General features: G+C 43.3%; 22 protein-coding genes. 4 read left to right on the plus strand and 18 right to left on the minus strand.

The features are described 5' to 3' along the window. Window positions 1–144 precede the first annotated feature (144 nt). From HGO97_RS11940 to HGO97_RS11990, 11 genes are all read right to left on the minus strand, one after another. Window positions 145–1,389, minus strand: a complete 1,245-nt coding sequence (locus tag HGO97_RS11940; RefSeq protein WP_216241928.1) for a secretion protein F — start codon at window positions 1,387–1,389, stop codon at window positions 145–147. 59 nt (window positions 1,390–1,448) lie between these two features. Further along, window positions 1,449–2,189 (minus strand): type II secretion system F family protein, encoded by a 741-nt coding sequence (locus HGO97_RS11945; protein WP_330654250.1) that lies wholly within the window; start codon window positions 2,187–2,189, stop codon window positions 1,449–1,451. Beyond that, complete coding sequence (locus HGO97_RS11950; protein WP_216241931.1) at window positions 2,155–3,366, minus strand: CpaF family protein; 1,212 nt, start codon at window positions 3,364–3,366, stop codon at window positions 2,155–2,157. Before HGO97_RS11950 ends, HGO97_RS11945 begins: the two co-directional genes overlap by 35 nt. After that, a complete protein-coding gene (locus HGO97_RS11955; protein WP_216241932.1) occupies window positions 3,366–4,289 on the minus strand; it encodes a P-loop NTPase family protein in 924 nt (307 codons plus the stop codon). The genes HGO97_RS11950 and HGO97_RS11955 overlap by 1 nt, the downstream gene beginning before the upstream one ends. 273 nt (window positions 4,290–4,562) lie before the next feature. Further along, a complete protein-coding gene (locus tag HGO97_RS11960; protein WP_216241935.1) occupies window positions 4,563–4,772 on the minus strand; it encodes a pro-sigmaK processing inhibitor BofA family protein in 210 nt (69 codons plus the stop codon). Window positions 4,773–4,987: 215 nt separating this feature from the next. Beyond that, window positions 4,988–5,476, minus strand: coding sequence for a deoxycytidylate deaminase (locus tag HGO97_RS11965; RefSeq protein WP_216241937.1), 489 nt, complete (start codon window positions 5,474–5,476; stop codon window positions 4,988–4,990). 20 nt (window positions 5,477–5,496) lie between these two features. After that, on the minus strand, window positions 5,497–6,126 hold the full coding sequence (upp, locus tag HGO97_RS11970) for a uracil phosphoribosyltransferase (protein WP_216241939.1): 630 nt from the start codon (window positions 6,124–6,126) through the stop codon (window positions 5,497–5,499). Continuing rightward, complete coding sequence (locus HGO97_RS11975) at window positions 6,126–7,652, minus strand: L-threonylcarbamoyladenylate synthase (RefSeq protein ID WP_216241941.1); 1,527 nt, start codon at window positions 7,650–7,652, stop codon at window positions 6,126–6,128. The genes upp and HGO97_RS11975 overlap by 1 nt, the downstream gene beginning before the upstream one ends. 96 nt (window positions 7,653–7,748) lie before the next feature. After that, entirely contained in the window at window positions 7,749–8,450 is a 702-nt protein-coding gene (locus tag HGO97_RS11980; RefSeq protein ID WP_246597424.1) for an N-acetylmuramoyl-L-alanine amidase, read from the minus strand. Between the two features lie 120 nt (window positions 8,451–8,570). Further along, window positions 8,571–10,586 carry a glycosyl hydrolase family 18 protein gene (locus HGO97_RS11985; protein WP_216241943.1) on the minus strand — a complete coding sequence of 672 codons (2,016 nt, stop codon included), beginning with the start codon at window positions 10,584–10,586 and terminating at the stop codon, window positions 8,571–8,573. A gap of 112 nt (window positions 10,587–10,698) precedes the next feature. Beyond that, window positions 10,699–10,968, minus strand: coding sequence for a hypothetical protein (locus tag HGO97_RS11990; protein ID WP_216241945.1), 270 nt, complete (start codon window positions 10,966–10,968; stop codon window positions 10,699–10,701). 420 nt (window positions 10,969–11,388) lie between these two features. On the opposite strand from HGO97_RS11990, the gene HGO97_RS11995 reads away from it, so the two are divergent. Then, on the plus strand, window positions 11,389–12,108 hold the full coding sequence (locus tag HGO97_RS11995) for an adaptor protein MecA (protein ID WP_216241947.1): 720 nt from the start codon (window positions 11,389–11,391) through the stop codon (window positions 12,106–12,108). Window positions 12,109–12,262: 154 nt separating this feature from the next. Here HGO97_RS11995 and HGO97_RS24405 read toward each other — a convergent pair whose 3' ends face one another. After that, window positions 12,263–12,472, minus strand: coding sequence for a DUF1858 domain-containing protein (locus tag HGO97_RS24405; RefSeq protein ID WP_216241948.1), 210 nt, complete (start codon window positions 12,470–12,472; stop codon window positions 12,263–12,265). 682 nt (window positions 12,473–13,154) lie between these two features. Beyond that, window positions 13,155–14,261 (minus strand): C40 family peptidase, encoded by a 1,107-nt coding sequence (locus tag HGO97_RS12005; RefSeq protein WP_216241950.1) that lies wholly within the window; start codon window positions 14,259–14,261, stop codon window positions 13,155–13,157. Window positions 14,262–14,702: 441 nt separating this feature from the next. On the opposite strand from HGO97_RS12005, the gene HGO97_RS12010 reads away from it, so the two are divergent. The 3 genes from HGO97_RS12010 (at window position 14,703) to rbr (ending at window position 16,561) form a co-directional block, all read left to right on the plus strand. Next, a complete protein-coding gene (locus HGO97_RS12010; protein ID WP_216241952.1) occupies window positions 14,703–15,098 on the plus strand; it encodes a Fur family transcriptional regulator in 396 nt (131 codons plus the stop codon). A 191-nt stretch (window positions 15,099–15,289) separates the two neighbouring features. Continuing rightward, window positions 15,290–15,832 (plus strand): NADH peroxidase, encoded by a 543-nt coding sequence (locus HGO97_RS12015; RefSeq protein ID WP_216241954.1) that lies wholly within the window; start codon window positions 15,290–15,292, stop codon window positions 15,830–15,832. Between the two features lie 192 nt (window positions 15,833–16,024). Beyond that, entirely contained in the window at window positions 16,025–16,561 is a 537-nt protein-coding gene (rbr, locus tag HGO97_RS12020; RefSeq protein ID WP_216241956.1) for a rubrerythrin, read from the plus strand. A gap of 66 nt (window positions 16,562–16,627) precedes the next feature. Here the strand turns inward: rbr and HGO97_RS12025 are convergent, their stop codons facing one another. The 5 genes from HGO97_RS12025 to HGO97_RS12045 all read right to left on the minus strand — a co-directional run bounded on the left by HGO97_RS12025 (window position 16,628) and on the right by HGO97_RS12045 (window position 22,578). After that, window positions 16,628–16,918, minus strand: a complete 291-nt coding sequence (locus HGO97_RS12025) for a GIY-YIG nuclease family protein (protein WP_216241958.1) — start codon at window positions 16,916–16,918, stop codon at window positions 16,628–16,630. Window positions 16,919–17,147: 229 nt separating this feature from the next. Continuing rightward, window positions 17,148–17,879: a M23 family metallopeptidase gene (locus HGO97_RS12030; protein ID WP_216241960.1), complete on the minus strand. Its 732-nt coding sequence runs from the start codon at window positions 17,877–17,879 to the stop codon at window positions 17,148–17,150. A gap of 42 nt (window positions 17,880–17,921) precedes the next feature. Beyond that, the gene (locus HGO97_RS12035) at window positions 17,922–18,911 is read right to left on the minus strand and encodes a SpoIID/LytB domain-containing protein (protein WP_216241962.1); all 990 of its coding nucleotides are present in this window, start codon (window positions 18,909–18,911) and stop codon (window positions 17,922–17,924) included. A gap of 94 nt (window positions 18,912–19,005) precedes the next feature. Next, window positions 19,006–20,094 (minus strand): RNA-binding protein, encoded by a 1,089-nt coding sequence (locus tag HGO97_RS12040; protein ID WP_216241964.1) that lies wholly within the window; start codon window positions 20,092–20,094, stop codon window positions 19,006–19,008. 9 nt (window positions 20,095–20,103) lie between these two features. Continuing rightward, the gene (locus HGO97_RS12045) at window positions 20,104–22,578 is read right to left on the minus strand and encodes a glycogen/starch/alpha-glucan phosphorylase (protein ID WP_216241966.1); all 2,475 of its coding nucleotides are present in this window, start codon (window positions 22,576–22,578) and stop codon (window positions 20,104–20,106) included. Window position 22,579: the final 1 nt, after the last annotated feature.

The following is a 22,579-nucleotide window of genomic DNA, read 5'->3' on the forward strand; positions in this document are numbered from 1 at the left end:
AATTTCTGCAGCACCTTATATTTAATCCTTCTTGCTTTTTCTTTCATATTCTCTTTCCCTTTCCTTTTTCTTTTCTCCTGCTGCTCCCAATATTCTCTGTCAAAGTAGATATTCCAAATCCGCTTTGCCGCTTTCTTGATGACGTTATATTTGTATCGTAAAAAACGCTGGAACGACAATAATCACTAATACTACCGCTAACATCATGAACATAGGGCCTAACAGCTTTGTGCCCGCCTCTTCCCCTAGTTTCCTGGCCTGATTTTTTCTGTCCTCAAAGGCATCTACAGTCTCTTTTTTCAATAGATCTGTAAGTCCCTTTGTTCCTTTTCGCAGATTTTGGGACAGCATTGCGCCGAATTTCCGGTAAGAAATGAGTCCGCACCTTCCTCCAAATCTTTCATAACTCTCTCCTTCAGATACACCTCCCTGAATCTCATGCATTGTATAGACCATTTCTTCATAGGCTGTCCGCTCTCCTCTTTCTGCCTTCTGCCTTTCATAATCCCGGGCAATCTTAAACCATGCCTTTCTAACCGTCATTCCCGCGCCCAAAAACAGGGTGAACTGGCTGATCAACTGAGGGTAATCTGCAGTCAACTGTTTATTCCGCATCTCCTTCGCCTGCTTTTTCTTCTGCTTATCCAGTGCAAAAACTGCTCCGGCTGCCGCAATTCCCAGTACAAATAGACCTGCCGAGCGGGCATCTTTTGCATATTTCCACTTCACCGGCTTTCCATCCAGAGTATCTGGAAGTACCAGATATTTTTTCTCCTTGCTTTCGGCCTCATTCTTTTGAACCTGCTGTGCCAGCTTTTGTGCCATTTTTTCTTTTTTACTCAGCTTAGGCGGAAGTATCTTTGCATAAAATGTATGTACTGCCTCTTCCTCTCCGCTGGAAAGAATTGCCCGAAGTTCTACAAGAGTCCCCTCCTCTTTTAGCTTGTCCTCCTGAATTTCACCCATTAGATTCAGAACAGAATAGTCCCCCAATTCCCAGGATACCTGAATTCCAGTATCGGGAATTTTTTCAATCAGCTTCAGGTCATATCTGACTTCATCCAAACTGGTATTTTCCCCAAGTATGAGAGTCTCCAACTGACTTCCTGCCTGTTCAAAGACCTCTGGAAGCTTCTCCTTGCTGAATTCCTTCCCCGAAACAGTCACCGTCAAAGGCTCCTTTTCTCCATCGATCTGAGCCTCTAGGTCAATCTCCTGTTTCCCGGAGCCATATTCCCCTCGTTCAAGAATGCTCTTTCCTGCTTTATTTTGATCCGGTGCCCGGTTATTATCGGCCAAAAATACAAGAAGCGTGACAGCACTCGCCGACAGAAATACCACTCCCATCCTTCCATATACCGATAGCGAATTCCACCTTATCCTTCCCATGCTGTTCCCTCCTCTACTCCTTTTTGTCCCATCTTTTTACTGCAGCAGAGTTTCGTCCTCTATACCTCAATATCCACCAGATTTTTCCCTAATTTATAGGCCACAGCATAAATTCCAAGGCATCCGCTCATCAACGCGGCTCCAAGCACGTTGCCATACAAGACGCCCATGAACTCCGGAAAGGCCAGCCGCATATAAAGGATAATTCCAAATGGAATGATGCACATCACGTTAAATTCCAGCTTTTTTGCTGCTAAGAGGGTCTGTATTTCCTTCTCTACCTCTATTTTTTCACCGATATCGTGGACCGCATTCCGAATAATAGTTATGCTGTCTCCGCCAGTCCGTTTTGCAGTGATAAAAACAGTTACAAAGCTATCTACATCCTCCTGGCCGACCCTTCTTGCAAATTCATCCAGCACCTGTTCTGCCGTCCGATTCATATCAAGCTGATAGATCATCCTGTTAAACTCTTTCTGTATCCTGCATTGTTTTTGAAAAAGAGGTTTCATATCCCTGGCTGCTTCACGAATAGCATTCTCTACGGAATATCCTACATTCATAGCTGCAGCCATCGCCTGAATCCCGGTCCTAAATTGTTCGCGGAATTCCTGTTCCTTATTATGGCACTGCTCCTTCTGCCATTGAACCAGATATACGCACACGCCTGGAATTACAAGAAATACCGCCAGCCAAGAGTCATAGAACAGATAGCCCGCCATTCCCATTAACAAGATTCCTCTTCCCAATGCCAACAGATATTCTTTAGGTCTGATATCCTGCTGCCAGCAGCTTTTCACAATGAGTAAGTTCTTCCACCTTCACAAGGCATCCTTTAATCTTCCCATTCTCCATCCCCTCCTCCCGAAATTCGTATAAGCTCTGTATCCGTATCACCCCATCCGCATATCCCAGGACTTCCGCGATCTCCAGGACCTTTCTGCTCTTATCCCGCAGTCTTCCTAGATGAATGATGATATCTATTGCAGAAGCGACCTGTCTTTGTATTGCGGTCAACGGCATATCAATTCCCATCATCATCATGGTTTCCAAACGATGCAGCATGTCCATCGGATTATTTGCATGGCCTGTAGACATAGAACCACTGTGTCCATTTAACATCGCAGAAGAAATCATATCCACCGTCTCATCCCCCCGGACCTCTCCCACCAGTATTCTGTCCGGTCTCATCCTGAGTGCTGATTTGATCAAGTCACGTATCGTCACTGCTCCCTCCCCTTCCAGATTGGCATTCCTTGCCTCAAGCCTGACCAGGTTCGGGACTCCTTTGATCTGCAATTCCGCATTATCCTCAATCGTGATCAGCCTTTCATCCTTTGGAATATAATCTGACAGTGCATTCAAAAATGTCGTCTTCCCTGACCCGGTCCCGCCGCTCACAAAAATATTATATTTTGCACATACCAGTGTCTTTAAAAACTCTACGGCCTCCTGACTAATACTCCCCCACTGAATCAACTGTTCCATCGTCACTTTTTCTTTCGGGAACTTACGGATCGTCATAATTGGGCCGTTCAGTGCAACTGGCTTTAACACCACATTCACACGGGACCCATCTTCCAGCCTGGCATCCACTATAGGAGAGGCCTCATTTACATATCTGTTCGTCCCTGCTACAATCTGCTGAATCACATCCTCCAGCTTAGTTCCCGATACAAATCTCTTATCTGACTGGAATAGCTGACCACTTTTCTCCAGGAAAATACTTTCCGTTCCATTAATCATGATCTCCGTAATCTCTTCATCTTCGACAAGGTCCTGTAAGATATCCAGCTTCCGAAATGCATTGAACAGTTCTCTGCTTATTTGGATTTTTTCCTGCAGAGGCATGTACTTCTCCTGTCCCGCTTCGTTGAGGGCGATGTGAATCAGATCTAACAATTCCTCATCTGTCATCTCATGCCCCATATCCATTTTTTTAAGAACTCTGTCATACATCTGTTCCATCGTATCCATTAAGCATCACCTGCCTTCATCTGAACCTTTTTCTGTACGGTATGCTCCAAGACATCCTCGAATCCCATTAACCGCAGATTCTCTGTATACTGCTGAAGCTTTGCCAGAGATACAGGATCGTCTGTATACAGTGTATAGACGGTCTGACAATTCCTCAAAACTGGAAACAACCCTTTTATACCGTCCCCTAAGTCCAGGATGACAGTTTTATAAATGCAGTTTGAAAATACTTCTCTTAGTAATTTCAGCCACACCTCCTCTTCCACTTCCCTTAAATCCTGAATGACGGGCATCGGTGTAATATAGTCCATCTCCCCGATCTGTCCTGCCATAGTACTGATTCGCAATCCCAGATTGCCCTTTTCCTGGCGGATATAATACAGCAAATCGCCCAGATTCTGTCCTGTCTGCTCTGGAAAATAAAAACCTCCTCCTGAATATTCCTCCAGATTCAGATACAATACAGGGCCGTCCTTCAAAAGTTCCTTTCCCAGTTCTAACGCAAATTTAGTCTTTCCAATCCTATGTATGGGCGAATAAATCCCGATCAACTGCCCATCCTTTGTGTCTCTTCCGTATCCCAGCTCTCCTTTGTCCATAGATTCTTCCAGAATCTGTGCCAAAATGGCATCAACAGACTGATATTTATATATCCCCCTCTCACCAGAAAGGAGTTCCTTTTCTTTTCCTTTCACAAGAACATAGCGCTCATCTGCGCAGATTTCCTGCCGTTTATCTATTGGGAATTCCTCTCCCAACAACAAGATGTGAATCTTCTTTTTCTTCGAAAATGCCTCCAAATGCTCCAAGCTCTGGAACAAATGCATCTGGAATCCCAATTCCCTGCGCGCTCCCACCGCCTGCATCAGATTCCTGGCATACTCTTTCTCCACATCACAAATCACAAAATTCTTTGGATGCAACGTATCCCTCCTGTTCAGTTATCAATGTGTGAAATCTGTTAAACTTATCTTTTTACAAATCAATGAATTGAATTTACTGCTGCGAACCATGCAGCATGACTCGATGATGATGGTTAGAACTTCCCTATTCGCCTAACCTAAGATACATCCGGCACTTTCCCTTGTGCCTGAATGAGACAGCGGCTCGAACAACTGCTGTGTGACTCGTATTATAAACACGCTTTTTCCAAAAGTCTATACCCAATTTTAAAATCTTCTCTTTTTGTGAAAATGTCACAAATTTTGGTAGAACAAAATCCCATAAAGCAGGCAGACCCCAGGAATACCAAGGCTTCCGGTTGTCAAAAAGGAGACTGCATTCAGACCCACATTTAATGTGTTATCTCCCGGCAGAAGATACTGGTTGATGAAGTAAATTAACCCCATCCCCAGAATTGCGCGGACTACAAAATTTACAACCGCAGACGCCAATTTATTTTCCATAATCACATATCCTCCACCATTTGCATATATGATATTTTATTCGTCAGGTTCCTGATTTATACGGCCCATTTTATATTCACACAATAAAAATTCAAGGGGGCAGACCTCTTGAATTTTTTCACACAAAAAAGACAGATTCCCTTCCAAGAACCTGCCTTACTTTTCAACTTTAAACTACATTTTCATATCTGGTTATTCACATCTGACCGCTTTGATCACAGCTTGATCGTCACTTCCCGATTCGTCCTGTGATACTGATGATAGCGTACTCCCGCTGCATCCATCATCCTCTTGGATGCCAGTACTGCCGGAGTGTCCGCGTATTTATCACAATCATATATGACCTCCTTGATTCCAGCCTGTATGATCGCTTTTGCGCACTCATTGCATGGAAACAGGGATACATACAGTTTTGCACCAGCCAAGCTGCCTCCGTTATAATTCAGGATCGCATTGAGCTCACTGTGGGTCGAATAGACATATTTTGTCTCCAGCGGGTCATCCCCTTCTCTATCCCAAGGGAATTCATCGTCAGAACAGCCGATTGGAAATCCATTGTAACCCATGGATAAAATCTTATTATCCTGACTGACGATACAGCATCCAACCTGTGTATTCGGATCTTTGGAACGCATTCCTGAGAGCATTGCCACCCCCATAAAATACTCATCCCACGATAAATAATCCTCTCTTTTGTTTGACATTTACATCTGCCCCTTTCGAATTATTTCGTTCCAAAAATACGGTCCCCCGCATCTCCAAGCCCCGGCACAATATACTTATGCTCATTGAGATGATCATCCAATGCACCAATGTAGATATCCACATCTGGATGCTCCTCCTGCATACGTTTTACACCCTCTGGTGCTGCAATTATACACATAAAGCGGATTCTTTTTACCCCTTTATCCTTCAGCATCTGAATCGCTGCTGTACTGGATCCACCGGTGGCCAGCATTGGATCTACGACAAATACTTCTCTCTCATCACAGTCTGCCGGCAGCTTGCAGTAATATTCAACTGGTTCAAATGTCTCTGGGTCACGGTAAAGACCAATATGTCCGACCTTTGCTGCTGGAATAAGGGTCAACATCCCATCCACCATACCAAGGCCTGCCCGCAGAATCGGTACAACAGCCAACTTTTTCCCTGCAAGCTCTTTTCCAGTCATCTCACAGATCGGTGTTTTAATCTTGACATCCTCAAGCTTTAAATCCCTGGTCGCTTCGTAGCACATCAGGCAGGCGATCTCTCCGACTACCTCACGAAATTCCTTTGTCCCCACCTCTTCCTTTCTGATGTGGTTAATTTTGTGCTGAATCAGTGGGTGATCCATAACATGTACTTTTGACATTATTCTCCTCCTTTTGTAAATGCGTTTAGTTTATTTGTTAGCTTTTCTATTAACTTCATAAGTATCTCATAACATTCTCCATATGCAGTCAGTGGCTGACCATATGGATTGGGAATCTGGGTGTCATCCTCCAGGAATTCATTTAAAGTATAGACATTTTTTGTGTTTTCATACTCAGAGACCACCTTGCTTTTCTGCCCCTCGTCCATTGCCAGAATCAGCGTATCCTCTTGCATATCTTCTTCCGCAAAAGCAACAGAAGAATGCCCCTCTAAAGTCATCTGACCGCTTTTCATAATCGCTTCCGCTTTCTGATTGGCAGGCTCGGGGAACAGAACGATCAGGCCGCGGGAGTCAATTGCATACTCCTGCACCAAGTCCTGATGCTTTAAAAGCTCCGCCGCCATTGGTCCTCTGCTTGTATCTGTGTTGCTTAAAAATATGACCCTGCGGTATTTCTGCTGCTCTACAATGGGTGCGGCGGCAATGCGTGTATGTCCTGCTGCTTTCTCTAAACGGTTCATAATAGCGTTACCGATTCCCTGAATCGCAAAGGACTCACTGTAGATTGCTTCTACCTCTTCCTCATCAAATTCACGGAGCACCGCATAAAGATTCCTTGCAATTGTCTTCTCATTCTCACGAGTTCCAATGTTTTTCACAAGCCCATGTGTATAAAATTTTTCCGTCTCATTCGTGGCAATAATTCCCACATTTTTCCCCTCACGAAATGCTGCATATGCAAGTTGGCGGATTGCAAGGACCTCCTCTCTAAGGGTACCCTCCACAATCGTCAGCTTTGCCTTTGGGGCATAGTGACGGTACTTCATTCCCGGAGCCTTTGGAGCTTGTTCGCTCTCACTTCCCAGGATGGTCTCATCCACACTGACCGGTCCAATCACCTTTTCCAGCATATCAGCGGTAATCGCACCTGGACGCAGAATCATAGGCGGTGTGACCGTCATATCCAAAATGGTGGATTCCAGACCGATATCCACACTTCCTCCATCCAGAATCATCTCGATCTTTCCGTCCAGATCTTCCCTTACATGTTCTGCTGTTGTAGGGCTTGGACGACCAGAGGTATTGGCACTCGGCGCGGAGACAAATCCTCCTGCTGCAAGGATCAGCTCCCGCGCGATCAGGTCGCTGGGCATCCTTACTGCAACAGTATCCAGCCCTCCTGTGGTGCCGTATGGAACTTTTTCACTTTTTTCAAATATCATGGTCAATGGGCCCGGCCAGAAATGAAATGCCAATTCTTCTGTCTCCGGCGGAATATTCACGGCAATCTCTTCCAGCGCCTGTATATCAGCAATATGCACGATCAATGGATTATCTGATGGACGTCCCTTTGCTGCATAAGTCTTTTTTGCCGCCTCCTCATCCAAGGCATTCGCTCCCAGCCCATAGACTGTTTCCGTTGGAAATGCAACAAGACCGCCCTGTTTTAAAATGCTTCCTGCTTCTGATATGACTGTTTCGTCAATTTGATTTACATCAATTTTTTTTATAATAGTTTTCATAGGGTCCATTATACCATTTTTCACTCTAAAAAAAAACTCTCTTTTTAGCGATAAAACTTATTCACATCCCACGCCTGATTTCTGTAAGTTATTCACCTATTTCGCCAGACTTTTCTGAACTCCGTTACAAATTGCCTCTGCAAGTGTCTCCTGATATTCATCATTAATAAGTTTTTCCGCCTCCTGTGAATTACTTAAAAAACCACATTCCACAATAATGACAGGTACTTCCGTCTTTTTCAGTACATAATATGTATCATTTGCTTTCGCCTGTCTTTTATTCTCGGGATCTGCGGCAAGAAGCGCTTCCTGCATTGTTTTTGCTATGTTTTCTCCATCCTTGGAATGCGTATAATAAAATACTTGTGAACCGTGAATACTCTCTCCTGGATAACTATTCTGATGGATACTCAAAGCTAAAACCGGCTTTGTCTCATTAATGATGGATACCCTCTTTTTTAGGTCCTCTGCCTTTGAATCTGCAATTCCATTTTCATCCTCCCTCGTCATAACAACAACATATCCCTGCTTTTCCAGATTTGCCTTTACTTTCTTTGAAATCTGAAGATTTACATCCTTTTCTAGTGCCTGATTGATACCCACCTTTCCGGGATCGCTGCCTCCGTGCCCTGCATCCACGACTATGACCTGCTTTCCCTCTGCTTTTGCCTGTGCTGCTGTCTGGATTCCCTCATCCGCCATGTAATTCTGATACAGATATTCTCCTGCCTTCTGGCTGCCTACAACTGCACATCCCAACAGCACCATAAGTGCCAGTATTCCTAATTTGCGGCGCAAAAAAACATCCCCTTTCCCATATACTATTGCTAATATATGCGGAAAAAGGATGTTTCTTTCATGAAACTCACACGATACAGCAGTGTCTTGATCAGAATACCTCCAGTGACCTGCAGTATCTTAATTTACATATTGAAGGATGAGATCCCAGATACCTGATTTTTCCCATCCAAGTCTCCATTCGGCTACTCCGGCAAGATCATTCTCCTTGATCAGCTTTAACTTCTCTTCTATTGACTTACTGTCTTCAAGCCAAATCTTATAGGTCCCGTCGTCAGTCTCCCATTCAGCGTAGTTCTGCCTTGTCTTATCATCCCATACTGCCTCTGCTCCGGCAGACTTGACGGTCTCTTCGGCCTCTTCCATTCCCATAGCTGTACTGGTCACCTTGTCTGGGTACTCAGCCGCCTCTGTCCCAGCCTCTTCTTCCAATTCGGAGGCAGTCTTCGGCGTCTCAAGCCACAATCTTGTATAGAATGGAATGGCATCAACAAGCTTCTTCTTTGGAATCACCTTCAATGCATTCTCAATTCCGTCCTTCACGTAATTATAGGAAGCAACGGAACCAGCCTCATAAGAACCATCCGTGTGCTCATCATATCCCATGATGATAACATAATCGGCTACAATTCCCTGTTCCTTCAGATTATAATGCTCATTATACGGCATTGGTACATAATCATTTACAGAAAATACGAGGTCATTCTGTCTGCACTTCACAGATAATTCCCTGACAAACTGAATATAGTGCTCTCCGCACTCCTGGGAAATCAATTCAAAATCCAGATTGATTCCGTCAATTTTTTTCTGCAGTGCCTCTGCGATCACCTGGTTGATCAGGTTCTCTCTCTTTGAGGTATAACTCAATACTTCATATGTCTCGTCATAGGAGTTGATTCCCCCATGAAAATCCCTCAGCACAGCCCATACATCCAAATTGGACTGATGTGCATAGTTTACATAATCAGAATTGGCAATAGATGAAATATTACCATCTGTGTCAGAAATATTAAACCATGTTGGTGCAATTGTCGTCAGGCCTTTCGTACCTGCTATGGTCTCAAGCATATAACCGTTGGCCGTGTCATTCTCCACATTATGCCATGCCATATTGATCTTATAGTCGGTTGATATATTCGTATATACCGGCTCGTCGAACTTCCGGCTTGTCACTTCCTTCTCTTGTTTCTTCAAAGAGCTTGTCTTCACATAACCAACAAAACCATCACTGGTACGTACCTTCATCCAGTCATCTTCATCTTCCAGCACCCTGACCTTGTCAGACTTCTTGACCTCCGTCAGGATTGGGCTCTTTACACCGCCCAGTACTCTGACCTGAGTATCTCTCTTTAAAGAAGCGACGGTATGCTCGCCCCAGTCACTCTCAATCACAGCCCTGTCCGGTACTGCTTTGTCCTTGCTTTCATATACCTTATATTCCATATTCGTATATTCCTGGATAAAAGCAAGAGCAATATATGCTGTCTTCCCTTCAGTCTTTAAGATTACATAATCTTCACTTTTCTTTTCTTTAATATCCGAATACTCTTTGCTGCCCACATTTACTGATACGCTGCCATTCGGCAGTGTATATAACAGGACACTTTCGTTGGAATCCCAGTAAAAGCGCTCATTGATATAATCGCGCACAACAGAATATTCTATATATGGAACTCCATCAAATACTTTTCCTCCGGCTGAGCTGTTCTCCAATGCGCCAATTACCTGATTATTTACTACAACAGCAAGATCATCATCACTTTGTATCCCATAATATTGTTTCAAATCGGCTTTCTCTTTGGATGAGCCATATCTTTTCCAAAATAATAATCCGCCTAATACTACAATAATCAAAACAACGAGAAGAATGACTCGGATGATCATATTCCTTCTTCTTCTCCTTGCACGGCTGCTTCTTCTTCTCGGATTCTGCCCGCCTGGTCTTTGGCTGCCTGGTCTGGAACCACTTGGTCTTGGACCTCCTGATCTTGGATTACTTGCTCCGGGTCCTTCTGTTCCTGCACTTTTGGTCCGGGAATTTCCCGCTCCTAAAGCACTGCTGCCTGGGCGTCTTCTCTGTGCATTCTGCTGTCTTGTCCTCTGGACATTCGCAGCTCTTCTTTCTCTTTCGTCCATGCCGCACCTCCTATTAGACCCTATTATACCTTATGAGGCATTGGTAGTTCAATAAATATCATATATTTTTTCTATCTGTCAGCACTGCTTATCTCCTGCTCTGCTAAATGCTCTATAAATATGGGCTGTCCGGCAGTATGAGGGGATTTTCCGCCTGGTTATCTTCATTAATGTTCACAAAAACAAGTGATTTTATGTATCCTTCCGGATCGATGATATAATCCCGCATATAGCTGCCTTCCTCCTGAATCATATGTGCCGTGACAATCTGCAGAGGACTGACTTTACCTCCATCCATCAACATGCATATCCCATTTCTTTCATAATCCTCCAATTCGGTGTATAACTCTCTGTAACTATATACTGTACTGCTGCTTTCCATGGTTGCTCCTTTCCCTGTAGATTCGGATAAATATAAAAACTGCTCTTTACTTTTATCCCACAGAGGCATCGTGACGTACCAGCGGACAAAAGCAGTCTGGAAGATAGATTGAATCTACAGTTCCCTCCTCCTAAAAATTCCTAATGACCGTAATTTTGAAACAGACTACTAAACTCCTTTCTTGTATAAACATTTATCTATCCAGGAATACTATCTTCTGTATTTGCCATTATAGGCATCACGTATATCCATTTCAATGTGTTTATTGTTCATAAGCCTTCCACATTTGTTGATAACAGCAAATAACGTAAAAGTATTATAAACTCTTTGCTAATTTCCTTTACATCTATTTTATTTTTGTTTATACTAACAGTGAGAAGATATATATTTTGATATTACAATTCGTAAGGATGTGATTATATGAAAATCGAAAAACTGAATGACAATCAGATTCGCTGTACCCTGACACGCGCCGATCTAGCTGCGCGCCATCTGAAACTAAGCGAGCTTGCTTACGGAACTGAGAAAGCGAAGTCTCTATTTAGAGATATGATGCAGCAGGCGTCTTTCGACTTTGGCTTTGAGGCAGAAGACATCCCTTTAATGATAGAAGCAATTCCTGCTTCTGCGGATTCTATCGTATTGATTATTACAAAGGTAGAAGATCCTGAAGAATTAGATACCAGATTTTCCAAGTTCACACCATTTGGTGAATCGGACGCTAATGTGCCCGAGGCTCTGGAGAAGCTGGAGGGAGCAGAGGAATTCCTGAATTTGCTGAACAAGGTAAAGGAGGCTGCGGCAGATACCAAGGGTACACCGACCGTACAAGATGCCCCGGCTCCATTCAATGTACGCCTGTTCTCTTTTGAAAGTATGGATCGTGTGATTCAGGTCGCCCATCTTCTTGGACCTGTGTACCACGGCTCCAACACGCTTTATCATGATACGGAGAATGAGTTATATATCCTGGCCCTGACCCAGTCAGACCACTCCAACAACGAGTTCAATAAGATATGTAACATGCTTTCCGAGTATGGATCTTTGGAGAAGGCTTCTGGAGCTACTTTAGCATTCCTGGAAGAACACTGTGACATTACCGTATCTGCGAATGCCGTACAGAAGCTGGCAGATGTATAAGGAAGGAAGTCCACGAAGGATTGTAAGGATTGCATCTATAAGAACATGCATCAACAATCCTTAGAACAAATGAAGATATTGTCAAAAAAAATACCCGGCAGGTTGTCCCTGCGGGGTATTTTTTATGCGGAAAACTCCGCACATGGTCATTCTATTATTTACCTGCTGCTTTCATTGACGCGTTGATCTTTTCAACAAGCAGCTCGGAATCTAAACCATGCACCATTGCAGCCTCTTCCAGAGACTCCATCTGTGAAGACGGTCAACCAAGGCAGTGCATGCCTATTTCCATTAAGATAGGAGCTGCTTCCGGATAAACCATTAATAATTCACCGATTGTTGTGCTTTTAGAAATCTGAGCCATTTCTTTTCCTCCTTCAATTATTCAATGCTTTTTATTATAATCCCTATTATTTAAATAATCAACCGTAGAAAATCTTAATTTCCTATAAATTCCAGTTAGCCGCCTGCTTAATTTTCTGAATTGTTCGTGCAATTATTTTCACTTTTTGACATCTCAAAAGTCAATAAATTTATTGATTTTTTTCGACAAATAATTATTTTCATAATAACTTAACAAAACGTCCGTTCTTTTTTTTAGAAAAGTAATCCACATAAAACACATGTTTTTGTGTGGATAATGTGAATAACTTTGCTAAAAACTATATTTTTCCACGTTTTTTTGAGTTTTAGGTGTGGATAAGTTGAAAACTTCTTTTTTCACTCTTTCGACATTATTTTACATTTTTGTGCACATTGTCTATGCCAACCTTTTCACATTTTTTCTATAATTCGAGGTTTTTCCCCATATAATGTCAAAATGTCCAAACAAATAATTTTGTTGATAAAATTACATTCGGCTCACAATAATAATGAAAAAGACGAGTATCGGCACATCGGCCTTTTTACTCGTCTTTTCCTTATATATGATTTCCTATTTTATATGGTACAGTATTTACCAGTTCCCTGATATTCTCCCCAATACTGTACCTGCACTCCGTGTGCTTAAATACTCTCCTATGATGATGACTCTGCAGTGATATTTTCTACAGTACACGCCTGATCGTTACAATCGGTGCATAATTTGCTGTACAGATACCAATGCCGTCTGCTTCATTCATTGCGTTGACAATGTTGCCGTCTCCCATATACAGTCCGACATGTCCGTCATATAAGACGATATCCCCCGGCAGTGCTTCTTCGTAGCTGACCGGTGTTCCTACGCTCTCCATATCCCACGTTGTACGCGGAAGGCTGACTCCAAAGTTCGCATATACAGACTGTACAAATCCCGAACAATCCGCTCCCTCGGTCAAACTCGTTCCTCCCCATACATACGGATTTCCAATGAACTGACACGCATAATCAATGACTGCCTGTCCACTTCCCGCCTGGGCCTGGATTGCTGCGGCCTCCTGAGCCTCCTGCTGCTTTCTGGCTTCTTCTGCCTGTCTTGCAGCCTCTTCCTGTGCTATTCTCTGCTCTTCCTCTGCCTTGGACTCGGCATAGGCATATACCTTCTGTACATCAATATAGTCACCGCAGACCCAGCCGGACACTCCATTTACCATGACTGGGTACCACCCGTCGATTGCTTCACCGGTCACTTCATACTGCTGACCTGCGGTTATTTGTGTCACGATATTCGCTGCTGTCCCCTGTCCATCTCTCACATTTAACAGATCTGCAGTAACAACCGCTTGATTCTGTTCATAATCTGCTGCATGTACCTGGGCATCCTCACCCGTCCATAGACACTCGGCAGGAACATAACCTTCCACCGAGCCGGATCGGATCTTCGTCCAGCCATCGTTGTATTCGAGCACCTCTGCCGCTGAATTCTGATACAGCTTACCGATCCAATCACTTGTTTCTTCCGGGGCACTTCTAATATAAGTAAAATCACTCACATTAGAAAACGCCATATTTAAATACTCACCCTCGCCATTTTCCACCAGATAGAGATTAATGTTCTCCTTTACATTCGTCTGGTAACTTTCGTTTACGATCGATTCGATTCCTGCAACCGGGATGACCGGAACATTTTCTTCATTCTTGTCCGCAGCCTTAACCGTCATTGCACTCCCCGGAACCAAAATCGCTCCCGCTAAAGCAGAAAGAATCAATTTCTGCTTCATACACATTGCTTTCATATTAAAACCTCCTTTATGCCCTTTTGCAGCATAGCCGCAAATCCGCCTACAGGATATATTTGACGTGATATCCTCCAGGTGCAAGTGTCTTTATCTTTTGTAGGAAGTTCTAATTGTTACATAATTGTTAACTTTTGTTACAACGATATTATAGCAACACATACCCCTTATGTCAATATATTTCAAGGGATTTTCACATTACATACTTCGACATGATCTTCAAAATTCTCCTAAAAATAGGCTCTGCGCGAACCCATTTGTTAATTATTTTGTAACATTTTATCAATTCTATTCCTTCTATATAAGGAATTAACAAAACTTTTATAAAAAATAAATCTAACTTTTTTTCATTTTAGTGTTGACATTTCCCGAGATATGTATTATATTCTAATTACAGTAACAATTACTATTATTACTTTAGAAATTGAAAGGAGGTTTATATTGGCAGCTTTAAAGTATAGTCGGCAACGTGAATGCATTAAGAACTATCTGGCGATGACCAAAGAACATCCCACTGCCGATACGGTTTACCTGCATGTGAAGGAAGACTTCCCGAACATCAGTCTTGGTACCGTATACAGGAATTTAAACCTGCTGACTGATTTAGGGGAGGCAATCAAGATTCCGACCCCCGACGGTGGAGACCGATTTGACGGCAACACGATGCCGCATAATCATTTTTTCTGCACCAACTGTAGAAAGGTTCTGGATCTGGACCTGGATATGAAGAAGATTGAACAGGTCAACAAAGCAGCCGCTGAGAATTTTGACGGCATCATAGAATCCAGTACCACCATTTTTTATGGAAAATGCGGTGACTGCATCCAAAAGTCATAGTCTTGGATATCTCACATAGGATATCTACAGACGGCCATACAGAAGATCTGTGTGGAGAGTTTTAACAAGTGATTAATATAGGAAGTATCATATGCTTCCTATATTAAAAATAAATTACCGCCAGACCTAATCGGTCTCACGGCTATCAACAATAAAAATAATATATAAAAAAGAAAAGGAGATTTAAAACTATGAAAAAATTTGTATGTACAGTATGTGGTTATGTTCACGAGGGAGAGGCTGCACCGGCTGAATGTCCAATTTGTAAAGCACCGGCTGAGAAGTTCAAAGAGCAGACAGGTGAAAGAGAATGGGCTGCAGAGCACGTTGTAGGTGTTGCTAAGGGCGTTAGCGAAGATATCATCGCTGACTTAAGAGCTAACTTCGAAGGAGAATGCTCAGAAGTAGGTATGTACCTTGCAATGGCTAGAGTTGCTCACAGAGAAGGATATCCAGAGATCGGACTGTACTGGGAAAAAGCTGCTTACGAAGAGGCAGAGCATGCTTCTAAATTCGCTGAGTTATTAGGTGAAGTTGTAACAGACAGCACAAAGAAGAACCTGGAGATGAGAATTGACGCTGAGAACGGCGCTACAGCAGGTAAATTTGATCTTGCAAAACGTGCAAAAGCTGCTAACCTGGATGCTATCCATGATACAGTACACGAGATGGCAAGAGACGAAGCTCGTCACGGAAAAGCATTCGAAGGACTTTTAAAGAGATACTTCGGCTAATCTTTGTCGATCCTTATATAAATTTCATACACCCCAACAACTATAGTGAATACCTGCACTGGAGCACCCTCTCTAGTGCAGGTCATTTACTATCATGTGGATAAATATTTCATCAATTTTTCATAAAATTGATGTATTCATTCACTCACAACTACGTTATAATAAAACTAACAAATTAAAGGAGGATATATTATGTCTAAGTACGCAGGAACAAAAACAGAGAAGAACCTTATGGATGCATTTGCAGGTGAATCCCAGGCACGTAACAAGTATACATATTACGCTTCTGCTGCAAGAAAGGCTGGATTCGTTCAGATGTCCAACATTTTCTTAGAGACTGCAGATCAGGAAAAAGAACATGCAAAAATGTGGTTCAAAGAATTCCATGGCATTGGCGATACAGAGGCTAACCTTGCTGACGCTGCTGCAGGTGAGAACTATGAGTGGACAGATATGTATGCACGCATGGCTAAAGAGGCTGAAGAAGAAGGCTTTACAGAGCTGGCTGCTAAGTTCAGAGGCGTAGCTGAGGTAGAGGCAGCTCACGAGAAGCGCTATCAGAGGCTCCTTGATCACTTCCGTGCAGGACAGACATTCAAAGATGAAGCTCCTCTTGGATGGAAATGTGGAAACTGTGGATATATCTACCAGGGAGACGAAGCCCCAGAAGTATGTCCAGTATGTGCACATCCACGTGCATACTTTGAAAGAAAAGCTGAAAACTACTAAAAGATTATGGATTCCTTTTCTGATTCAACAAAGAACTGAAGATAACGATACAAAAACAGGACTCTCCTATTCGTAGGGGTCCTGTTTTTGTATTACATCTATATTTTCTATTCCATCTTTTTTCTCGATTATCGCAAGCTTCATTCTGCGGGACATCTGCTTAATCGCATATTCCCTTTTCATTGCCTCTTCTTTCGTTAAAAAGGTCTCATAATAAGCCAGTTCCACAGGTCTGCGGGCCTTTGTATACTTGGCGCCCTTCCCTGCATTATGATCACTGATCCGTTTGTTTAAATCGTTGGTCCACCCTGTATAAAGACTTCCGTCACTGCACTTTAAAATATATGTATAATTCATGGAACCACCTCTTCTGCCCTACATTCTCTTCCGCATTATACCATAAACACTAAGTTTGTAGAACACCTCACTAAGTGTTTAGGTATATGTCTTAGTAGGCTGATAATACCACGCCAACTGCGAGCATTATATCATAAACTCTTATTTCCTAAAAGCCCCCACAAATGCTTCAGGGATGCGAAACCTTCTGGTTTTACGCATCCCTGTCATTGATACAGCAGGATATCTCTTATGACTCCATAAAGTCTAACGGATTTACCGGATTACCGTCCTTCATAATTTCGAAGTAAAGGTTAGGACCTTCCACACTGTAATATTTTGTTGGTTCACTCAAATATCCGACGGTTTCACCTGATCCTACATAATCACCAATCTGAAGAGGGACTTCTTTTAGCTGTCCGTAGACTGCACTATATCCATTTCCCATATCCAGTGTTACGGTTGTACCTGTCTGTGCGTTCTGCTCGATGTTCGTCACGATTCCGGCTGCAGATGCAGCGATCGTTTCTCCTACTTCTCCACCAATGACCAGTGCCGGATTATACTTATACTGCTCCAATGTGGAAAAGTATACAGTTTTATCCATACTGTAGTTAATCAGGGTCGCTCCGCTTGCAGGCCACTCAAGAAGACTTTCCTCGGTAAACCATACGTCTGATGCAGCACCGGATGTTGCTGAATTATCTGCTGCTTCCCCCTGGTTATTCCCTGTTTCGCTTTCTGTTGATGTATTGTCTTCGGCCTCCGGCAGGACAATGTCATTTGCCGTTGTTGCTTCACTCTTCTCTTTTGTAAGTTCTTCTGTCTGTTCCTCGGCTTTTGCTAACTGCTCATCTAATTTTTTCTGGTAATTGTTAAATGTAAATGCTCCAACCATCACAATTACAGCTACAAAGCAGATTACGATACCGACTGCTGTGCCTTTTCCTTTTAATGAAAATGGCTTTTCGTTTTTATTCATATTCATCACCTCTGGCTATATTTTTGCCAGAAAAATGATGCCTTATTCTATTTTTGAAAATATTTCTCCGCCATCTGTAATATTGGTGCCTTCAAAAAAATTCTGAAGGATTTCCTCACAGTTTTTTCCTTCCTTTGCCATCTCATTCGCGGTCCACTGACTCATTCCCAGTCCATGTCCTTTCCCGGTTGTGGTCACTTTTAGCTGTCCATCAGCATCCTGAAGAGAAAATGCACTGGAAGCCAGAGATAATGCATCCCGGAATTGATCTCCTGTACAGATGGTGTCCCCGATGCGCATCTTTGAAACATATCCGGCAGAGTCATATTCCTGGATTTCAAAATCAGAAAAGCTGTAAGTCTTTTTGGCATTTTCTTTATCCACAGCAACTAAAAATGCCTGGCACTTTGTCTGAATTTCTTTATAATCCAATGTATAGACATGCATCTCTTCGTCTGCGGCCTTATCCTCCGGGCATTCTCTCACAGCCAGATATGGGTAATCTCCGCTTCCTAACACCTCTTTAGCACTCCTTGTCTTTCCATTGCTGGACTGATGGAAAGGAACAAGAGCATAGCCGTCTTGATAGTATAGCACCTGATCTGCAGTCTCATCCATTGCTTTTTTTAACTTTTTGTAATTCACATCAAACTGATCAGCATCCCACTTTTTTTCCAGATCTTTTCCACACAAATAACTGTCCTTGAGAACTTTATCCTCATTTTCATCCAAAGCTTTATACAGATTTGTACGAATTACAATCGCCTGTGCCTTTAAGGCCTCCTCCTCAAAGGTTTCCGGCATTTCTTTTGCCAATACTCCTATAAAATATTCCTCCCATGGCACTTGACTGACCTGCTCCTTTCCATCCTCGGCCGTCTTCTTTACCTGCACATAGGCTCCACTGCTTTTCCCCATCACTTCCATATCTGAACCATTTGCAAAAACAGCGACAATATAGGGAAGTAAAATCAAAATAATCAGAAAGGAACAGAATGTTTTTATTTTCTGACGCATATAACGTTGTCCCATAAAAATAGCCCTCCATATATTTAGTATATGAAGGGCTTAAAGGGGTCAGACCCCTTTTTATTCATTTTTTAAAACTTTGTATCAGTTTTGTTAATTAATCCTGATTGGAATCCTCATTTTGCTTAACATATTCGCCATATGTCTGACTTCCCTGAGGCTCATTTTGAGGTTCACTTCCAGACTGATCCTTTGTTTCACTATCTGTATTCTTCTGATCCTGTTCTACCTGGTCTAACTCCCCATGCAGTACTACAGGAGCATCCTCCTTAGATGGTACCGTAGCTCCTTCATGAGGTACTTGTGCCTCCTGGGGCGGCACTGCAGGTCCTTCATGAGGCGCTGGTGCCTCCTGAGGCGGCGCTGCAGGTTCTTCATGAGGTACTTGTGCTTCCTGGGGCGCCACTGCAGGTTCTTCGTGAGGTACTGGTCCGCCCTGTGGCGCTCCGACTGGCGCTCCATAAGGTGCAGACATTCCCGGTGCTGGGCCTCCCTGCGGCGGTACGACCGGAGGAGGGGCCTGCATGAACGGTCTTCCTAAGTCCGGCTCTTTTCCCGGCTGATAGGGCCGGTTTCTCATTACAAAGAGACAGATTGACTCATAAAGCGGAACTATGAGACAAAGTACTGCGTGCGCGACTGACATATTTGAAGTCGTAAAGCCCCCTACTATTTGATGATTCACAAGTGCCTTCAATACCTTAAAAGCTGCACCATAGATCACTGCCGTAGCCATCCAGAGGAGAAAGACGACGATCATTCCCATGATTGCACCTGTGCTCAAGCCCGTCATATGATGTCCATATATAGAGCCGAATGTCACACTGGATAACGCACTGAATCCAACTGCACAGAATATGATATAAAATATAAAATTCAATGCACCAAAGATGAATGGCATGACTAACAGCCAGATTCCTGGATTCTTGATACTTTTATTTTTTAGTCTGATATTTCCTGCAAGCTCTCCATGCAGATATGTCCTGGCAAATGGAATAAATGCAAGCCATGGATATTCTTTTCCCTGCCGTTTTGCAATCGTAAACATCCCAATGCCCTTAAATACATAACTGATCACATAAAACAATGCTAATACTGCCAGTATGATCAAATAGATGGCAACAATCCCTGCAAAGATAGAATCCACTGTAGAGTTCATATAGTTATAACTATTATAATAATCCATAAGCGCCTCCTACTCTGGCTGACCTGACGGCACGTACACCTTCTCCAGTTTCCAGATATCTTCGACATACTCTTCGATGGTTCTGTCAGAGGTAAACTTACCGCTGCATGCCGTGTTGAGCATTGCCATACGTGACCATCTCTGCTCGTCTCTGTATGCTTCTTCCACTCTCTTCTGAGCCTCTGCATAAGAGCGGAAATCCTTTAAGATAAAGTACATATCTGCCCTGCTTGTGCTCTGTGTATTCAGAAGTGAATTATACAGGTTCTTATACATCTCATGGTTGCCGTTAGAGTATGTTCCGTCCATCAGCTGATCCACGACACGTTTCAGTTCCCAATCGTTAAAGTAAATATCGATCGGATTGTATCCGCCATTGTTCTCATAGTTGATGACCTCTTCAGAACTTAATCCGAAGATAAATGCATTCTCTTTTCCAACTTCTTCAACAATCTCAACATTGGCTCCGTCCATGGTTCCTAAGGTCGGTGCACCATTTAACATGAACTTCATGTTACCTGTACCGGATGCCTCCTTGGAAGCTGTAGAAATCTGCTCGCTGACATCAGCAGCCGCAAATAACAGCTCTGCGTTGGATACACGGTAGTCTTCGATAAATACGATCTTGATCTTGCCATTGATGCTTCTGTCGTTATTAACAACATCTGCTACGGAGTTGATCAGCTTGATCGTCTCTTTTGCTCTTAAGTATCCTGCTGCAGCCTTTGCACCAAAGATAAATGTTCTCGGATAGAAGGACATCTCCGGGTGCTCCTTGATCTGATTGTACAGATACATGATGTGAAGAATGTTCAGCAGCTGGCGCTTGTATTCGTGGAGACGTTTTACCTGGACATCAAAAATAGATCTCGGGTCCACATCGATTCCATTATGCTCTTTGATATATTTTGCCAGACGCACCTTGTTCTGGTACTTGATCTGCATAAATTCTTTTCTGAACTTCTCGTCATTCACATAAGGCTTCAGATTCGCGATCTTGGATAAATCTGTGATCCATCCATCTCCGATCAGCCCTGTGATCCAGTCTGCAAGCAGCGGGTTTCCGTGAAGAAGGAAACGTCTCTGTGTGATACCATTGGTCTTGTTGTTGAACTTCTCAGGCATCATTTCGTAGAAATCCTTCAGTTCCTGATGCTTTAAGATCTCCGTATGAAGCTGTGCAACACCATTCACAGAGAATCCGGCGATGATTGCCATATGTGCCATGCGCACCTGGTTGTCTCTTAAGATCGCCATTTTTCTGACTTTCTCTTCGTTGCCTGGATACTGCTTTCTTACCTGCTCTACAAAACGGCGGTCAATCTCCTGCACGATCTGATAAATACGTGGAAGCAGCTTAGAGAACAGGTCGATCGGCCATTTTTCCAGTGCCTCTGACATGATCGTATGGTTCGTGTACGCACAGGTCTTTGTTGTAACATCCCATGCATCCTCCCAGCTTAAGCCCTCCTGGTCGATCAGAAGGCGCATCAGCTCAGGAACTGCAACAGTCGGATGAGTATCGTTCATCTGGATCGTCACTTTTTCATACAGCTTCTTAATATCATCGTGATCCTTCTTATACTTCTCGATCATCGCCTGAAGACTTGCACTGATAAAGAAATACTGCTGTTTCAGACGAAGCTCTTTTCCTGCATAGTGGTTGTCATTCGGATAGAGCACGTCAACGATCATCTTCGCCAGGTTCTCCTGCTCTACTGCCTTGTGGTAATCACCTCTGTCAAAGGATTCCAGGGAGAAGTTGGTGATGGCCTGTGCATCCCAGATACGCAGTGTATTTACCACGTGGTTGCCGTATCCAACGATCGGCATATCATACGGAATCGCCATAACGGACTCATAATTCTCCTGGATAAACTTATCTTTTCCTGTCACAGGGTCCTTCTCAAAACGGATGGAACCGCCAAAACGGATCTCCTTAGCATACTCTTCTCTTCTCAGCTCGAACGGATTGCCTTCCTTTAACCAGTCGTCCGGAGTCTCTACCTGGTATCCGTTCTCGATCTTCTGTTTGAACATTCCATAGCGGTAGCGGATTCCGCATCCGTATGCCGGATAGTTCAAAGTTGCCAGAGAATCCAGGAAACATGCTGCCAGACGGCCGAGGCCGCCGTTGCCAAGTGCGGCATCCGGCTCCTCGTCTTCGATCACATTCAGATCGATATTCATCTCTTCGAGCGCTTCTTTTACTTCCTTATAAGCTGTCATATTGATCAGGTTATTCCCAAGAGCACGGCCCATCAGGAACTCCATGGACATATAATAGACTGTCTTCGCATCCTTCTTTCTGTACTCTGCCTGTGTAGCCAGCCAGTCGTCAATAATAATATCCTTTACTGCGTAAGAAACAGCCTGGAAGATCTGCTGAGGGGTCGCCTCATCGATCTTCTTACGGTATAATGTCTTCACATTATCCTTTACTGTCGCTTTAAATGCTTCTTTTTCAAATCGTTTACTATACATG

Source organism: Faecalicatena faecalis, assembly GCF_012524165.2.
In the GTDB taxonomy this organism is placed as follows: Bacteria; Bacillota; Clostridia; order Lachnospirales; family Lachnospiraceae; genus Faecalicatena_A; species Faecalicatena_A faecalis.

Excerpts from the sequence above, each read along its gene's own strand:
- HGO97_RS11940 (WP_216241928.1), bottom strand. The coding sequence starts at position 1,389 with ATGGGAAGGATAAGGTGGAATTCGCTATCGGTATATGGAAGGATGGGA.
- HGO97_RS11950 (WP_216241931.1), bottom strand. The coding sequence starts at position 3,366 with ATGGATACGATGGAACAGATGTATGACAGAGTTCTTAAAAAAATGGAT.
- HGO97_RS11960 (WP_216241935.1), bottom strand. The coding sequence starts at position 4,772 with ATGGAAAATAAATTGGCGTCTGCGGTTGTAAATTTTGTAGTCCGCGCA.
- HGO97_RS11965 (WP_216241937.1), bottom strand. The coding sequence starts at position 5,476 with ATGTCAAACAAAAGAGAGGATTATTTATCGTGGGATGAGTATTTTATG.
- upp (WP_216241939.1), bottom strand. The coding sequence starts at position 6,126 with ATGTCAAAAGTACATGTTATGGATCACCCACTGATTCAGCACAAAATT.
- HGO97_RS11975 (WP_216241941.1), bottom strand. The coding sequence starts at position 7,652 with ATGAAAACTATTATAAAAAAAATTGATGTAAATCAAATTGACGAAACA.
- HGO97_RS11985 (WP_216241943.1), bottom strand. The coding sequence starts at position 10,586 with ATGGACGAAAGAGAAAGAAGAGCTGCGAATGTCCAGAGGACAAGACAG.
- HGO97_RS11990 (WP_216241945.1), bottom strand. The coding sequence starts at position 10,968 with ATGGAAAGCAGCAGTACAGTATATAGTTACAGAGAGTTATACACCGAA.
- HGO97_RS11995 (WP_216241947.1), top strand. The coding sequence starts at position 11,389 with ATGAAAATCGAAAAACTGAATGACAATCAGATTCGCTGTACCCTGACA.
- HGO97_RS12005 (WP_216241950.1), bottom strand. The coding sequence starts at position 14,261 with ATGAAAGCAATGTGTATGAAGCAGAAATTGATTCTTTCTGCTTTAGCG.
- HGO97_RS12015 (WP_216241954.1), top strand. The coding sequence starts at position 15,290 with ATGAAAAAATTTGTATGTACAGTATGTGGTTATGTTCACGAGGGAGAG.
- rbr (WP_216241956.1), top strand. The coding sequence starts at position 16,025 with ATGTCTAAGTACGCAGGAACAAAAACAGAGAAGAACCTTATGGATGCA.
- HGO97_RS12025 (WP_216241958.1), bottom strand. The coding sequence starts at position 16,918 with ATGAATTATACATATATTTTAAAGTGCAGTGACGGAAGTCTTTATACA.
- HGO97_RS12030 (WP_216241960.1), bottom strand. The coding sequence starts at position 17,879 with ATGAATAAAAACGAAAAGCCATTTTCATTAAAAGGAAAAGGCACAGCA.
- HGO97_RS12035 (WP_216241962.1), bottom strand. The coding sequence starts at position 18,911 with ATGGGACAACGTTATATGCGTCAGAAAATAAAAACATTCTGTTCCTTT.
- HGO97_RS12040 (WP_216241964.1), bottom strand. The coding sequence starts at position 20,094 with ATGGATTATTATAATAGTTATAACTATATGAACTCTACAGTGGATTCT.
- HGO97_RS12045 (WP_216241966.1), bottom strand. The coding sequence starts at position 22,578 with ATGTATAGTAAACGATTTGAAAAAGAAGCATTTAAAGCGACAGTAAAG.